A 14,467-nucleotide genomic window follows, 5' to 3' on the forward strand; every position below is an offset into this window, starting at 1 on the left:
CCACTCCTCGGTGAACCTTTAAAGTTATAAAAATGGACTGTTACTTACCTAAGTGGAAATTTCCCCCTTAACCAGCTTTAACTTCGCTACTCTTTTAATCTTGGGTGTTATGGTCACTTCGGTATTCTAAAATATCCCCAGGTTGACATTCTAAAGCCTTACAAATGGCCTCTAGAGTGGAAAAGCGAATTGCTTTTGCCTTACCGTTTTTCAAAATGGAAAGATTCGCCATCGTGATTCCAACCCTCTCCGAAAGCTCTGTCACACTCATTTTCCTTTTTGCTAACATCACATCAATATTGATTATCATTGCCATAGTTATCACCTCAGACGATTAAGTCATTTTCTGATTTTATATCAATCGCTTCTTGTAAAAGCCTTTGAAGAGCAGCAGCGAATACGGCGATGACTAATGAAGCAAAGATAGGGACCATTCCGATAATCATGAGGCCTGGTGCATCGTCTAGATCTGCTACGAGATAAACAAATGGCAAAATTACCACATACAAACCGCTAATGGTTATTGCACAGATTTTGATAATATTTAGAGATTTTACAGATAATCCAGAGAAAGCTTGGTTCTTGTCAACATAGCTTAATAGTTTAAAAGCCTGAAACAATGCCGCGAAAAACGGTATCACTGATACATACATTCCGATTAAAAGGGGATATAGTATATGGTCATAATCTGGATTTACAGGATGATTAGGTAACCAAGACAGACCAAATATACCCAGAGCAAGAACAGGAATTCCCATAAGAATAACAGCCATTTTTAAAAAGAGTGTTGATCCTCGTTTCATAAAAAACACCTCACTAAGTTTTTTCAAATTGATTATAGAATAATATTTATTGAATATCAATAAATATTTTATCTTTTTTGATATGTTATTATCGTTTTGTTGAATTCATTCGATTTATTTTTCTATACTTAGTGGTTTGTTTTCATGAGGAAGAACCACGAAAAAAAGGCTGTGACAAGATTAGCACAGCCTAGATTTTGCTTCACTTTGGTCTTAATTAAATTCGAAAAGACAGTGCTTGCCACACGGTGAAGGAAGCAAAATCACTGAAAAGGATAAAAAACAAAGATAATTTAAACAAAAAAAGAGCATCGGTTTTTAATCCCCGATGTTCTTTTTGATGATCAGTGAGTTATGGTATTAGTGTTTCTTGTATAGAAGTAATTTGTAAAAAACGAGTCAGCTATTGAACAACTTTAATATAAAAATAGATATCATGCCTAACCTTTTTCGGCTTTGTGAGTAGCTGGTAGCCATGTTTAACTGCTTCTTCCGGGACACTACGAAAGGATTGTGGACAGTCGGCGATAACTTGTAATACTTCACCGATTTTCATGGTTTTTAGCGCATCCAGCGCATAAATAACAGGGTACGGTCAAGGCTCGCCGCGAATGTCTAATGTGTAGTTGACATCCATCACTTGGGACATAAATTACGCCTCCTTTGTTACATGAGAAATCCGTTCTAATTTTTGTTGTTTGATTCCTTTTCCGTAGCGGAACCGCTTTTCCCACCAATTTGATAGTATGAACCAAACAGCAAGCATGGCTATTGTTCCAAATAGGGCTCCCATAGGTCCCCATTGTTCGATTAAGTTTACTTTTGATCCTTTTTCCACAAGGGCATGGTAGATGCCGAGGTGATCCCAGCCATATGCGAGAGCCGTTGCTCCGACAATATTACCTGCGCCAACTACCCAATATAACAATTGACCTTCCATGGCCCGATACATCATGCCAGTCTCACAGCCTCCGGCAAGAACAATGCCAAATCCGAAAAGAAGTCCGCCGATCACCGTGCTGGGAGCAGCCATTTTGATAAGAGCGATAGAGCCATTTTGAATATAGATAAATGTGATGACCACGCTGATCATCATCCCAACCGCAATCGCTTTAGACATCACAGCCCGCCCGCTAATCCATAAATCACGGAAAGCGGAAGTGAAACAAATTTGGCCGCGTTCAATGAGAATCCCAAACAAGGCTCCGGCTATGCAGGCAACAGCGAGAAGTGATTTGCCTGTTGTGAAAAAGTAAAGAACAAGTGCGAGGTACAGAAGAGCAAAAATGACACCGATCAGCGGCTGAATTTGCCTTTTTTGGACAGGCTGGGCCACTACTGGGTTCATTGATCCTTTCATCAAAAGAGGTTTTCCTCGCCACCATTTGGTATTCACGACTTTGACGCCAAAATAGGTTCCAATCGCAGTGGTCAACATAAAGATCCAGGAATGGAACGAGAATTGAGGCACACCTGTGAAAAAGGCGGCCAAATTACAGCCAAGGGCAAGGCGTGCGCCAAACCCTGCGATGATCCCGCCCATAAATCCTTGGATTAAACGCCGTTTTTGTTTTGGCACGCGTATTTTGAAACTATTGCTTACTAAAATCGTAATCAAGGCACCAACAAGCATGCCAATGACAATCCAGCCATCGGTCCGGCTGATAGGTGTTCCTTCGAGCCCTACCAGTTGAAAATACGCCCATTGTGACACATCCACACCGAACCATTGTAAGATGTGTCCGCCTAATCGTGTGAATTCCCCTGTAACCGCCCAAACCGTACCTGTAATCCCAAAGTACAACGCACTGGCTAGTCCAGCTATACTAATGGCTATGTACGGATTCCAGTATTCTTTGAAAAATTTTTTGATAAAGCTTCATGTAATATAACGCTCCCTTTCTTGGGGACGGTTCTTGTGGCCCGCAACTTGAAAAACGTCCCAATGGAATTGTTTTAAATTGTTTATACACAAAAAAAAGCCCAGTAATTTCTAGGCATTCAAAAAGTTTTATGTATTTACAATGTAACGATTATTTGGCAGCAGAGCAATTTGATTTATCGATAAATCGAATGGATATTTATTGGAATAGTAGATGAGTAGTCGTATCTTGCAGGGAATCTATTTGGGGGCTATAGCTTGGTAGTAATAAGAGAGAATAATCTTTATGGATTGTCATAGTCTCCTATCTTATGAGTAATCTTGGGGTTTAATTTTATGGGATTTTGGACAAGATTGGGGTAGGGAGGAGATTAGAAATGATGACTAGAAAAGAGTACTTAGAAGCTATTACCTTTGTAAATGAAGATGAGGAAAGATATAAACGATTAGTTCGGTTAATTTCAAATCGCCTAGACAGGGATTTAACAGGAAAAGAAATCAAATATATTCATTGGATGGCTAGTATCGATACAGAAGCTTCCGAGGTGTTTGAAAAAATATTCGAAGATATTGGTTAAGAAAATGGGGCCAAATTTGGCCCTTTTGGTATGAAAGTTTGGGATAGGACCTTAATGAGCGGGAAAGACAGTGCACGATTTTTGTAGAATAATAGGATGATCATAACCTGATTTCCTCGGCAATTTTCTACACTCATTTTGAGGGAAATGCTTAAATAGCGGTCATGACACTGAATTTAATCAAACGTTTGATTAATGCCTTTTAAAGGGAATTTAGTCGAAATAAGAAGCATGGGGACGGTTCTCATGCTTCTTTTTAGTTGCTGCAGGAGCGTTTCTTGTATAGTGACGGACATTTTTCGTAATTAAGACGAGATCTATAAAATGGACAATGGATATTTATGTTAATAAAAAGGAAGGGGATTTTAAGGTACGTCGGGGCATATCGTTTCACGAAGATGAACAACCTTACATTTTTATTGTTCCGACATTGAAATTATCATTTTAAGGGAGACTCAATATATGAGTTAGTCCTATTTATCATTGAGAGGCAGACACTTCTGGGAGACCAGGTCTGCCTATTCAAGTTTAAAGCTTTAAATCGAGTCTATTATTATAAAGAATGGAAGCATGAGAACCGTCCCCATGCTTACGCCCAGTAAGACCCCCAGTATTTCATTTCTTTTATGATGGTATGTAAGGATTGTCCTTTTTCAGTAAGTGTATATTCAACTGTTACTGGTACTGTGGCGTGAACAGTCCGAATTAAAACACCGTTGGATTCTAAATGTCTTAGCGTATCGGTTAAGGCCTTTGGACTTATCTTTGAAATAGCCTTTTGTAGTTCTCCAAACCGTTTTTTTCCTTCGAATAACTCTTTTAATACGAGGAAAGACCACTTTCCCCCAATGACACTAAGTGCTTTTTCAATGGAACATTCTATCTCTAAGGTTGCCGTTTCCTTTACTTCACTCATAGACTACCTCTTTCTAATTTATAGTAACTATAAATTTCATAGTAATTAACATATAGGTTATTATATCAAAAATATTTCAGTGGTTGTTGTTCCAAATAAGAAAACGTATACTTTTTTTGTAAACGGTTTTTTTATACATATTGATAGAGAGGGAGATGAAACAAATGAAATACCGTAAGCTTGGAAAAACAGATTTAAACGTTTCGGTTGTAGGAATCGGTACCTGGCAATATGGCGGCGAATGGGGAAAGGATTTTACACAAAAAGAAGTGGATGAAATCTTAGATAAGGCCAAGGAAATGGGAATTAATTTGATTGATACAGCCGAATGTTACGGTGATCACCTTTCTGAAAAATTTATCGGCAATTACTTAAAAAACCAAAAAAGGGAGGATTGGATCGTCGCAACAAAGTTCGGCCACCATTTCCATGAATCCTTTACCCGTACCAATCATTGGTCTGCTGAGGAAGTAGTGAAGCAGTTAGACGATTCATTAAGAGCTCTTCAAACAGACTATGTAGACATCTATCAATTTCATTCCGGCGGTAATGACGTCTTTCAAAATGAAGAATTGTGGACGGCTTTGGACAAGCAGATCGAGGCAGGAAAAATCCGTCACCTAGGAATTTCAATCGGTTCGAATGAGAATATCTACCAAACTGACTTAGCAACGGAAGTAAATGCCAGTGTAATTCAGGTTGTGTATAACCGGTTAAACCGTAAACCGGAGGAACAAGTTTTTCCTTCCTGTGAACGGCAAAACCTTGGGGTCCTGGCACGGGTTCCGTTAGCAAGCGGTTATTTAAGCGGCAAATATAAGCCAGGTGCAGTATTTGATCAAAACGATGTTCGGAATAACCATGAACAAAGTGAAGTGTTCAAACAGCTTAAACTGGTTGAAGAAATTGGGCGGAATGAAGTCCCAGAAGGAGTCAATATGGCTCAATGGGCACTTGCATGGTGCCTCATGCATCCAGCTGTTACGAGTGTCATCCCTGGATGTAAAAATGTAGAGCAGGTTGAATTAAATGCACGGGCCGCAGACTTAGAATTGGTATCCAATCAGCATCCACAAGCTGTGGAAGTTTAAATAGTTATGTAGAGTTATAATAATCATTTTTTTTAAAATGTTAAGGAGGAGAGAGTTATGAATTTACTAAGTACTACTACATTAAATAATGGTGTAAAAATGCCTTGGCTTGGGTTTGGTGTTTTTAAAGTGCAAGAAGGTGAGGAAGTAGTTAATTCCGTAAAGACTGCCATTGAGGTCGGGTATAGAGCGATTGATACGGCTGCTATTTATGGAAATGAAGAGGGAGTAGGGAAGGCGATCGCTGAATCGAACGTGCCTCGTGAAGAGTTATTTGTGACAACTAAGGTCTGGAACGGCGACCAGGGCTATGAGTCTGCCTTGGCAGCTTTTGAAACAAGTTTGAACAAATTAGGACTAGACTATTTAGACCTTTATTTAATTCACTGGCCAGTACCTTCTAAAGGATTATATCTTGAGACATGGAAGGCACTTGAGAAACTTTATAAGGATGGGCGCGTTCGTGCCATTGGGGTCAGTAATTTTAATGTTAACCATCTCGAAGACCTTCTTGCCAACTGTGAAATTAAACCGATGGTCAACCAAGTAGAATACCATCCGGTCTTTAATCAAACGGAATTACATGATTTTTGTAAAAAGAATGAAATCCAGCTTGAAGCATGGTCTCCCCTTATGCAAGGCAGTCTGTTGAACGACCCAGTCTTAGTGGAGATTGCGAACAAGTACAATAAGTCTACTGCCCAAGTGATCCTGCGCTGGGATATCCAAACAGGTGTGGTGACGATTCCTAAATCCATCAAACCGCATCGTATTGCTGAGAATGCGGATATCTTTGATTTTGAACTTACACAAGAAGATCTGGATCAAATCAGCACGCTTAATCAGAATAAGCGTCAGTTCGGTGATCCTGAAGTGGTTGGCAGAGATTAATAGGAGGGACTCTAATTGGAAAAGCGAGTAGTTGTCATAACAGGTGCAACAAGAGGAATCGGCCGTAACACTGCTTTATTTTTTGCGGAAAAAGGATTTCACTGTGGTTGGAACGGGCAGAGATTCCGATAAATTAACAGAAGTTCAAGCAGAACTTGAGAAAGTTTCCCCAGATCATTCGATGCTCTCTATGGATGTCACAAAACCAGCGGATGTTCAACAAGTAGTAGAACAGGTTGTGGGGAAATATGGGCGTATTGATGTGTGGATTAATAATGCTGGTGCATTCATGGCCATTGGTCCTACTTGGGAAGTGAAACCAGAAGATTGGATTAATGATGTCTCTACGAACCTTTTTGGAACTTTTCACTGTATCCAAGCGGTGGTTCCGGTCATGTTAAACCAAGGATTTGGAAGGATTATTAATCTAGTTGGCGGCGGAACGATTGGTACCTTTAAATATGGTAATGGTTATGGAACCTCTAAAACAGCTATTGCCAGATTTACAGAAAACCTAGTGGAAGAATTAGCGGAAACTCCGGTCAAAGTGTTTGCATTAGACCCAGGTTTAAACGATACCGATATGACACGTTACCAGCGATATACAGGGGTAGGACAAACGTATTTAACTGGAATCGAGTCACTATTCGAGCAAAACATAGATGTACCGCCGCATCAAGCACCACAGTTTGCCTATTTTATGGCGGCAGGGGAACTAGATGAGTATGTCGGCCGCGTCGTATCCGTTTATGATGATTTCGAGCAATTAAAATCAGTTGCTGCAAACGCAAGTGATTCCGACTTCTATAAACTGCGGTTAAAGAAATAAGTTCGATAAAGAAGCATGGGGACGGTTCTCATGCTTCCTTTTAGGCAGTGGATAGTTTAATTAACAAATAAACAATGATTCCTTCTAGTATGCATTACTGGGAGGAATTTTTTTATATGGTTATTGACTACCTTGATGGTTCATAGTTGGATGCCAGTCGTCCATTATTCAGCAAACAAAATATAATAATTCCCTAATTCTAGAAATCTGGAACCTTACTATAATTATATGTGATGGATAATAAAGGGAGTGAGTGGATGAAACTGAAGTGGACAATGGCGATTGCACTTGCACTTGTTATTTTTATTGCTGCAGGATGTAGCGGTATGCAGGAAAAAAAGCCTGTTTCAAAACAACCAATCGTAACTGACGACAGTAAACCGGAAACAACCGGAGGACAACAGGATAAGCCAAGTGATGAAACGGAAAAGCCTGCCGTTGAACCTGGCAAAGCTACCGATGAACAAGTAAAACCAGATAATCAACCGGAAACCGCCCAGCAAACGATTAAAATCCACGATGAGTCCATTGTGAAAGACAATCCCATTATCAATATTATCTATCCACAAATTGATGGCATGAAAGATAAAAACGCACAAGCTCAAATTAATGATGTTTTGAAGAAAAAAGCAAACGCTGCTGACGAGAGCCAAATGACGAATGAAGATCCAAGTGCGCCGTCATCATTTTATTCGAAATACAAAATTACCTTTCAGAATGACCACCTGATCAGTTTTGTGTATGATCAATATGATTATCATAGCGGGGCGGCACATGGCATGCCGTTGACTGTTCCGATCTTGGTAGACTTGGATAATGGTAAGATTGTTCAGCCTAACGAATTGTTTAATGGATCGCCGCAAACGCAGCAGATCATTAGCGAACTCGTCCTAAAACAAGATGTTTTGCATACGCTTGAAGCAATGGAGGAGTTTAAGCAAATCAGTTCTGATGATTTACAACAGGTTTATTTAACGAAGGAGGGCTTAATGATGTATTTTCCCCCTTATGAATATGCCTCTTTTGCTGAAGGGACGCTTCTATATCATCTTTCTTTTTCCGATATTCAAAGTGTATTAAACGCTTCATTTTTCAACAGCCATGGGATTAATATCTCAAAACCGACTAATTCCACCTTGATTCATGTTTCTGAAGGCTATCATTTTTCGGTGCCAAAAGAGTGGATGGATCGTTTGGTATTTGAAAGAGCCGATTACTCGGGGAATCATAATTGGTTATCTGAAATCAATGTATTTCTCAATTCTGCTGATAAACCTTTATTGTTCAGTTTTCATATGTATGAAAAACAAAAGTGGGCCGCATTAAAAGCTGAAGCGGAAGTTAAACTTGCTGAGGAAAATAATCTAATTTATTCATATTCCGTTGCACAAATCCCGCAGAATAATTTGCAAGCCAATGATTTCATAAAGAATGTTGTTCCTGAAATGATGAAAACATTTCAAGTTGATTTTTAGACGCATGGGTAGACGCACAGGGACGGTTCTTATGCTTCGGAAGCATAAGAACCGTCCCCTTGTTTCCATTTAGCTTCCTTCTCACTCTTTTAGTAGACTTTGCTTGTCGTTATCGGCGCTTGAGACGGTGTCATTATCGTGATCGTCCATAATATCTTTGGCTGATTTTTTAAACTCTGATAATGTTTTTCCGAACGCTGAACCAATCTCCGGCAGCTTTTTTGGTCCAAATATAATCAGTGTAATAACGAGAATAATAATTAATCCTGGTACACCAATTCCTGAGAATCCCATCATTAATCCGCTCCTTTATTAATAGTGTTAGAAATTATATTTGCGGATAGCGCAAGCCAACTTGCGGAAAGCGCAAGCTAACTTGCGGAAAGCGCAAGCTAACTTGCGGAAAGCGCAAGCCAACTTGCGTAACGCTGTCCCGGGCGCCTCCGCTTTACTTCATTAAACTAACATTCCGCCTTGCTTGCTGTATTTGATAATCCCCTCTGAAGCCCGATAGGCAAGGGCGCCAACGGTATCGGTTGGATTGTATCCACTATTGTGTGGAAAGGCCGATGCGCCTACAACAAACACGTTCTCCGCATCCCACATTTGCAAATAAGTATTCACCGCTGACGTTCCTGGGTCGGCTCCCATGATGACACCGCCTGTATTATGCGTCGTCTGGTATGGGACAATATCATAATGTTCTAGCGTCTTGCGATCGTTGATTTTTGAAGCACCCATTTCCTTCATTATCTTGTCCGTTTGTTTTCCGATAAAATCGTACAGATTTTTATCCTGTTGCGTAAAATCATAAGTTAAACGTAATAGCGGCTGCCCATAGGCATCCTTATAGGTGGGATCTAAATCTAGATAATTCATTCTGGCAGGCATTGATGCTCCTTGTGCGCCAATATTGATGGAACGAGTAAAATATTTAAGCGAGGCTTGTTTAAATTCTTTTCCCCAGCTTGGCACGTCACTTGGAACCGGATTGTGTTGAATGGCCCGATAGCCCGATTGGTTCAAGGTGATCGATCCACCATGAATAAATTGAAGGTTGGAATGGTCAAAGTTATCGCCATTAAAATCATCAAGAGTTGCCCCTAGTGCACCCGCGCCCATGAAGGTATTAAACTCCTCATCCTCAAAGAAGCCTTGTGTTCCCGGGTTGATTTGATAACAATAGTTTTTGCCAATCACACCCTGACCGGTATTAGGATCGTATGGTCTTCCTAATTTAGAGGTTAATAGAAGACGGGCATTGTTCATGACATAACTGGTCAATACTACTATTTCTGCAGGCTGCTCGAACTCCTCATTCGTTTGTACATCTATGTAGCGGACACCTGTTGCTTTTTTACCATCATGAAGAATTTGGGTAACGTTGGAGTAAGTCTTGTATTCAAAGTTTCCTGTATTTTTTGCAAAAGGAATCACCGCAACCGTTGGATCCGCTTTTGCTCCATACTCACAGCCAAACCGCTCACAAAAACCGCAGTATTGGCATGGAGACATTTTGGCTCCATACGGGTTTTCATAAGCCTTTGTCATATTTGCTGATGGCATCTGGTAGGGATGAAGCTTCAGATTTTTTGCGGCTTTTTTAAAACGATCCGTTAAAGGTGTGTCCTTCATCGGCGGATTTGGGTAAGGATTGGAGCGTTTGCCTGCCAGTGGATTTTCTTCCCCGCCAATGCCAGCCGTTTTTTCATATTTGTCATAATAGGGTTCCAGTTCATCATAGGTAATTCCCCAATCTTGAATCTGTAAATCTTTTACTTTAGCTGCGCCGTATTTGTTGACCGTTTGTGTTTTAATTTCAAAATCATAAGGCAGGAAGCGGAAGGTATGTCCATTCCAGTGAACTCCTGCACCCCCAAGGCCTTCACCGAGCAGGAAGGATCCCAGCTGCCTCATGGGCAGTGCCTGTTCTTTTAGAGTGTTGCGGAATGTGACGGTTTCTTTTGATAAATCCTGCATTAATTCGTAGCGGATTCCATATCTGAGTTCATCGTGAATCATGGTATAGTCTTTGATGCTTCGTTCTCTCCCACGTTCTAAGCCGATTACTTTTAATCCTTGTTTTCCAAGCTCGGCCGCGAGGATTCCGCCTGCCCAGCCGACACCCACAATAACTACATCTGTTTTTGGTAATTGTTTCGCCATTTTTAATCCTCCGTCATCCATTTCATCATGAGTTAAAATGATTGTGTAAACTTTGTGGTTTGATGGTTTGGAATTTCTTTGATTCGATTTGTTGAATATAGGCCATTTGGCTGCCAGGGAACTTTTTCATTTTCCAGCCCTCCATGTTGCGGTTTCCACCATATAAAGGATCCGAATAGACCCCTTCTAGGGTAAGTGCCCGGAGAATATTGAAAAATGTTTTCGATGTTACCCCTTTTAGTTTGACCTTATCTTCGGAGAACGCCTTCAGGACAGTGTCCTTTTGGTCGTCTGTGATGTCTGGGAAGTCCTTTTTGTATTGACTTTGGCTGTAGGATTGTAATCCTGCGAGGCCTACGTCAAATACCTCATGACGTTTAAGTGGCGACTGATAGCCTTGGAAGTTGGAGCCCGGTGCAAAAGGACCTTGCATATATTCCCTTGCATTATGGCCGTAGGCCCCTGCGAGTTGATGGTCAATGAAGAAATGAACGCCAAGCCCGGTTGCACCAGGTCCGTTTTCATCTTCAGGATAGATTCGGTCGATGGCACTTTTGAGAACCTCGAATTGGGCTGGATTTGTGAAATACATAAAAGCGTGGTTGTAGGATTCGTCTGCAACGTTTTTGGGTTGGGCGGTGGTTGTGGTGGCCGTCTTTTTGCCAAAGATGTCTCTGCCAACGATTCCTCCCAGGCCCCCTAGGAGACCTCCTCCGATTAGCCCGCCTGCTACATAACTGGAATTTTGAATGAATTTCCGTCGAGACAATGAAGTTTTTGTCTTTTGTGACATTTGCGTCCTCCTCGGTAACTGAATTTTGCTCTCCTTTTTGTAGCTTCCACACTATCGATTTACTAAACCTATTTTCTAGAAAAATATTTATTTCTAATGGAATTCTAATGATGCTGCAGCAGTAAAAAGTTTGGGTTGTTGGTTCGAACATAGTTGGGAAATTGATAAAATAGATCTTCTTCATATAAACAGGCTTAGAGTTCTCTAAGCCATTTTTGTATGTGGTTTTCGACATTTCTTTCAAACAATTGGAGAAGGGTCTGCAGAATTGACACGTGTTTAACTGGCTATTAATCAAACGATTGTTTAATAGCGAATCAGGAGGAAAAGGGAAGAATGATGGAAGATTAAACGATTTCTATAGAATTTTCCGGGAAATTGTCATTTTATCTAAGAATGTTCGAAAATTTATTCGACATTCTTTTTTTAAGTTTGAAGGATAAATTCATGCTGAACAAATAGGTTTGATATTTTTAAACAAACGTTTGAATAGTATAACCTATAGGGAATTTGGTCGAAATCGTGTCGTATGATGGAAGATTGATTGATAGAGTGTCAGTTTTATTAATAATAAAAGAAGCACGAGAACCGTCCCCGTGCTTCCTTTTTACTTTGATTGAAAGTAATCTAGTAATCCAAGGTAGATTCCTTGGGCTACGTTATTACGGAATAGTGGGCTTTCAACGATGGAGTCATCTTGTTGGCTGGACAGGAAGCCGAGTTCGATTAGAGTGGCTGGTTGTTTGTTGTTTCGCAGAACATCTAAGTTGTTGAATCTTGTGCCAAGGTTCGTTAATTTTGTTTCTTTGGCCACTTGATTTAAGATAGCGGTTGCTAATGCGTTACTGGATTTTTGATAGTAAAAATCAGTTATGCCATTGACCGATGGCTCATTGGACCAGTTGTAATGAAAACTGATAAACGCAGCCGCTTGGTTTTGGTTAGAGACATAGGCACGTTGTTCTAAGGGGATATACGTATCGTTGGTTCGCGTCAAAATGACTTGGGCCCCTGCATTTTCAAGCTTTTGTTTCACGGCTTCCACTGTTGGTAAGTTCAGTGACTTTTCCGGTGTGCCGGCAATACTTTTTGTTCCCGGATCCTTCCCTCCGTGCCCTGGATCCAGTACAATCGTTTTTCCTTTCAACGGTTCTTGACTATTTGGCTTAAGCTCCGTTTTGGTGGATGAGTTAGTCATGGGAGCATCTGAAGCTTTGGCTACTTTCATGCCTGTTGAACTACCAGACTTCTTCTTTGCTGCTGGGGCCGCCTGTTGTGTTGGATGGCTGCTGGGTGTATCTTTATGGATGTATTTTTCGTTCACCCATCCGCTCACACCAGAAGAAGAGACAATTTTGGCCCATCCAGCTTGTTCCATGTGGATGGTTATTTTTGCTCCCGATTTTAAATACCCTACGACTCTACCGGAAACACTTGGTCGTTCCCGGACGTTTAAAGAAAAGGTATCTATCGTTCCAGCAATCTTTTCTGTCTGAGTTATATAGTCGTCGTATACCCAGCCAAGTTGGTTGTTTTCTAGTTTAATTTGATCCCAATCATTCCGATTTTGAATGATTTCAAGTGTATCTCCTCGATGGACCCGGCTAATTACCTTACTGGATAGATCGGCGGATTCCCGGACATTAAGCGTAGGTACAGTGACCGTGACCTGAGAAGAAGGCTTATCTGCATTCGCTGGCTGCTGATGATTCCATAAGGGGACTGTAATAGCGCTAAGAATCGTCAGAATTTTAAATAGGCCGTCGTTCCGTATTTTAAATAGTAGCATGTTAGCAACCTCCCTGTTTTTTAAACTCTAAAACTAGCATGGACAGATTTTGAACAAAAAATAATCAATTTTCAAAATAAATTTGGGAGCATGGGGACGGTTCTTATGCTTCTTTTTTCTTTATTAAGAATTCAATTTCTTAAAATGTTAATTTGTTGGAATAAAATCGGGAATACTGATAGCATCAAGCTGGCTAATGGTAGGGGTCATAATCCCTATTGAAATAGAGTCATATAATCGTTATATAATTAAAATGGAAAATAATATAACTAGAATGGGGAAGGTAAGTAGATGTTTAAAAAGGGATTGGCAATCTTTGTTGCCATGTTTATCTTATTTGCAGGGTTACTAGTAGTTAAACCGGTTCAAGCTGCGACAAGCGTAACAAAATATGTAACAGCGACCACCTTGAATGTCAGAACGGGTCCGGGAACAACTTACTCAATTGTCACAACGGTTAAGCAAAACCAAGCTGTAACTGTTTCACAGACTCAAGATTCTTGGGATAAAGTAACTGTTAGTGGTAAAACGGGATGGGCATCCAATCAATACTTAACCACTAAGAATTTGGCGGAAGGTTTAAAGACAGTAGGAGGCAACAAACAGTTAATACTTGTAACAGCTAATGGTTACAATTCCTCAAGTGCTGAAATTCGGACCTTTGAGAGAAATTCCCTTGGTAAATTGGTACCTGTATTAACCACAACAGGCTATATTGGTAAATACGGATTTGCCACTTACACCAATATGCGTGAAGGCGGTAAACGGTCTCCGATTGGGAAATATTCAATTGGAACTACATTTGGACGTTATGCTAATCCAGGCACCAAACTGCCTTACAGAAAAATTACAAGCGATGATGTTTGGGTAGATGATCCCACTTCAAAACTCTATAACACTTGGCAATCAAGAAGTAAAACACAAGGTCAATGGAAGAGTGCGGAAAACATGAATATTGCAGCCTATACCTACGGCTTCGTTATCAACTACAATGCCCAACGAACTCCGTATAAAGGAAGTGCGATCTTCTTCCACATTGGCAGCAGCTATACACTGGGTTGTACCGCCACATCCCAAACCAATGTTGTAAACATCCTAAAATGGTTGGACCCAAATAAGAGTCCAGTCATCATCCAAACTCCGATTCAGGAGCTAAACAAGTACTGAAGCATGGGGACGGTTCTCATGCTTCTTTTTTTGGAAGCAAAAGAACCGTCCCCATGCTTCCCTTCTTCTAGCAAATTATTAATCTAT

At 40.5% G+C, this 14,467-nt stretch carries 15 protein-coding genes; 6 read left to right on the forward strand and 9 right to left on the reverse strand.

Going from position 1 to position 14,467, the window contains the following annotated elements; genetic code table 11:
• Positions 1 to 94 precede the first annotated feature (94 nt).
• From ACZ9EE_RS18005 to yedE, 4 genes are all read right to left on the reverse strand, one after another.
• Entirely contained in the window at positions 95 to 316 is a 222-nt protein-coding gene (locus ACZ9EE_RS18005; RefSeq protein WP_476029154.1) for a helix-turn-helix domain-containing protein, read from the reverse strand.
• A gap of 10 nt (positions 317 to 326) precedes the next feature.
• Positions 327 to 803 carry a DUF2975 domain-containing protein gene (locus ACZ9EE_RS18010; RefSeq protein ID WP_476029156.1) on the reverse strand — a complete coding sequence of 159 codons (477 nt, stop codon included), beginning with the start codon at positions 801 to 803 and terminating at the stop codon, positions 327 to 329.
• A 403-nt stretch (positions 804 to 1,206) separates the two neighbouring features.
• A complete protein-coding gene (locus ACZ9EE_RS18015) occupies positions 1,207 to 1,386 on the reverse strand; it encodes a sulfurtransferase TusA family protein (protein ID WP_476032999.1) in 180 nt (59 codons plus the stop codon).
• Positions 1,387 to 1,455: 69 nt separating this feature from the next.
• Entirely contained in the window at positions 1,456 to 2,676 is a 1,221-nt protein-coding gene (gene yedE, locus ACZ9EE_RS18020) for a selenium metabolism membrane protein YedE/FdhT (RefSeq protein WP_476033000.1), read from the reverse strand.
• 386 nt (positions 2,677 to 3,062) lie between these two features.
• Between yedE and ACZ9EE_RS18025 the strand changes: the two genes are divergently transcribed.
• Positions 3,063 to 3,263: a hypothetical protein gene (locus ACZ9EE_RS18025; protein WP_476029158.1), complete on the forward strand. Its 201-nt coding sequence runs from the start codon at positions 3,063 to 3,065 to the stop codon at positions 3,261 to 3,263.
• A gap of 589 nt (positions 3,264 to 3,852) precedes the next feature.
• Here the strand turns inward: ACZ9EE_RS18025 and ACZ9EE_RS18030 are convergent.
• The gene (locus ACZ9EE_RS18030) at positions 3,853 to 4,179 is read right to left on the reverse strand and encodes a winged helix-turn-helix transcriptional regulator (RefSeq protein WP_476029160.1); all 327 of its coding nucleotides are present in this window, start codon (positions 4,177 to 4,179) and stop codon (positions 3,853 to 3,855) included.
• A gap of 164 nt (positions 4,180 to 4,343) precedes the next feature.
• On the opposite strand from ACZ9EE_RS18030, the gene ACZ9EE_RS18035 reads away from it, so the two are divergent.
• From ACZ9EE_RS18035 to ACZ9EE_RS18050, 4 genes are all read left to right on the forward strand, one after another.
• Positions 4,344 to 5,270 (forward strand): aldo/keto reductase, encoded by a 927-nt coding sequence (locus tag ACZ9EE_RS18035; RefSeq protein ID WP_476029162.1) that lies wholly within the window; start codon positions 4,344 to 4,346, stop codon positions 5,268 to 5,270.
• A 57-nt stretch (positions 5,271 to 5,327) separates the two neighbouring features.
• A complete protein-coding gene (locus ACZ9EE_RS18040) occupies positions 5,328 to 6,161 on the forward strand; it encodes an aldo/keto reductase (RefSeq protein WP_476029164.1) in 834 nt (277 codons plus the stop codon).
• An 82-nt stretch (positions 6,162 to 6,243) separates the two neighbouring features.
• Positions 6,244 to 6,990 (forward strand): SDR family oxidoreductase, encoded by a 747-nt coding sequence (locus ACZ9EE_RS18045; protein WP_476029166.1) that lies wholly within the window; start codon positions 6,244 to 6,246, stop codon positions 6,988 to 6,990.
• A 257-nt stretch (positions 6,991 to 7,247) separates the two neighbouring features.
• Positions 7,248 to 8,465, forward strand: coding sequence for a DUF3298 and DUF4163 domain-containing protein (locus tag ACZ9EE_RS18050; protein WP_476029168.1), 1,218 nt, complete (start codon positions 7,248 to 7,250; stop codon positions 8,463 to 8,465).
• A gap of 81 nt (positions 8,466 to 8,546) precedes the next feature.
• On the opposite strand, the gene tatA is transcribed toward ACZ9EE_RS18050, so the two are convergent.
• The 4 genes from tatA to ACZ9EE_RS18070 form a co-directional block, all read right to left on the reverse strand.
• On the reverse strand, positions 8,547 to 8,759 hold the full coding sequence (tatA, locus tag ACZ9EE_RS18055; protein ID WP_476033001.1) for a twin-arginine translocase TatA/TatE family subunit: 213 nt from the start codon (positions 8,757 to 8,759) through the stop codon (positions 8,547 to 8,549).
• A 162-nt stretch (positions 8,760 to 8,921) separates the two neighbouring features.
• On the reverse strand, positions 8,922 to 10,631 hold the full coding sequence (locus ACZ9EE_RS18060) for a GMC family oxidoreductase (protein ID WP_476029170.1): 1,710 nt from the start codon (positions 10,629 to 10,631) through the stop codon (positions 8,922 to 8,924).
• A 25-nt stretch (positions 10,632 to 10,656) separates the two neighbouring features.
• Positions 10,657 to 11,424 carry a gluconate 2-dehydrogenase subunit 3 family protein gene (locus ACZ9EE_RS18065; protein ID WP_476029172.1) on the reverse strand — a complete coding sequence of 256 codons (768 nt, stop codon included), beginning with the start codon at positions 11,422 to 11,424 and terminating at the stop codon, positions 10,657 to 10,659.
• A 607-nt stretch (positions 11,425 to 12,031) separates the two neighbouring features.
• Entirely contained in the window at positions 12,032 to 13,213 is a 1,182-nt protein-coding gene (locus ACZ9EE_RS18070) for an N-acetylmuramoyl-L-alanine amidase (protein ID WP_476029174.1), read from the reverse strand.
• Positions 13,214 to 13,504: 291 nt separating this feature from the next.
• Between ACZ9EE_RS18070 and ACZ9EE_RS18075 the strand changes: the two genes are divergently transcribed.
• Positions 13,505 to 14,380 (forward strand): SH3 domain-containing protein, encoded by an 876-nt coding sequence (locus ACZ9EE_RS18075; RefSeq protein ID WP_476029176.1) that lies wholly within the window; start codon positions 13,505 to 13,507, stop codon positions 14,378 to 14,380.
• Positions 14,381 to 14,467 lie beyond the last annotated feature (87 nt).

The sequence above is a fragment of the Bacillus sp. URHA0034 genome (assembly GCF_056280405.1).

What these genes read in the sequence shown, in the direction of transcription:
- ACZ9EE_RS18035 (WP_476029162.1), top strand. Translation starts at nt 4,344, where the DNA reads ATGAAATACCGTAAGCTTGGAAAAACAGATTTAAACGTTTCGGTTGTA.
- ACZ9EE_RS18060 (WP_476029170.1), bottom strand. Translation starts at nt 10,631, where the DNA reads ATGGCGAAACAATTACCAAAAACAGATGTAGTTATTGTGGGTGTCGGC.
- ACZ9EE_RS18005 (WP_476029154.1), bottom strand. Translation starts at nt 316, where the DNA reads ATGGCAATGATAATCAATATTGATGTGATGTTAGCAAAAAGGAAAATG.
- ACZ9EE_RS18050 (WP_476029168.1), top strand. Translation starts at nt 7,248, where the DNA reads ATGAAACTGAAGTGGACAATGGCGATTGCACTTGCACTTGTTATTTTT.
- ACZ9EE_RS18065 (WP_476029172.1), bottom strand. Translation starts at nt 11,424, where the DNA reads ATGTCACAAAAGACAAAAACTTCATTGTCTCGACGGAAATTCATTCAA.
- tatA (WP_476033001.1), bottom strand. Translation starts at nt 8,759, where the DNA reads ATGGGATTCTCAGGAATTGGTGTACCAGGATTAATTATTATTCTCGTT.
- ACZ9EE_RS18075 (WP_476029176.1), top strand. Translation starts at nt 13,505, where the DNA reads ATGTTTAAAAAGGGATTGGCAATCTTTGTTGCCATGTTTATCTTATTT.
- ACZ9EE_RS18030 (WP_476029160.1), bottom strand. Translation starts at nt 4,179, where the DNA reads ATGAGTGAAGTAAAGGAAACGGCAACCTTAGAGATAGAATGTTCCATT.
- ACZ9EE_RS18010 (WP_476029156.1), bottom strand. Translation starts at nt 803, where the DNA reads ATGAAACGAGGATCAACACTCTTTTTAAAAATGGCTGTTATTCTTATG.
- ACZ9EE_RS18025 (WP_476029158.1), top strand. Translation starts at nt 3,063, where the DNA reads ATGATGACTAGAAAAGAGTACTTAGAAGCTATTACCTTTGTAAATGAA.
- ACZ9EE_RS18040 (WP_476029164.1), top strand. Translation starts at nt 5,328, where the DNA reads ATGAATTTACTAAGTACTACTACATTAAATAATGGTGTAAAAATGCCT.
- ACZ9EE_RS18070 (WP_476029174.1), bottom strand. Translation starts at nt 13,213, where the DNA reads ATGCTACTATTTAAAATACGGAACGACGGCCTATTTAAAATTCTGACG.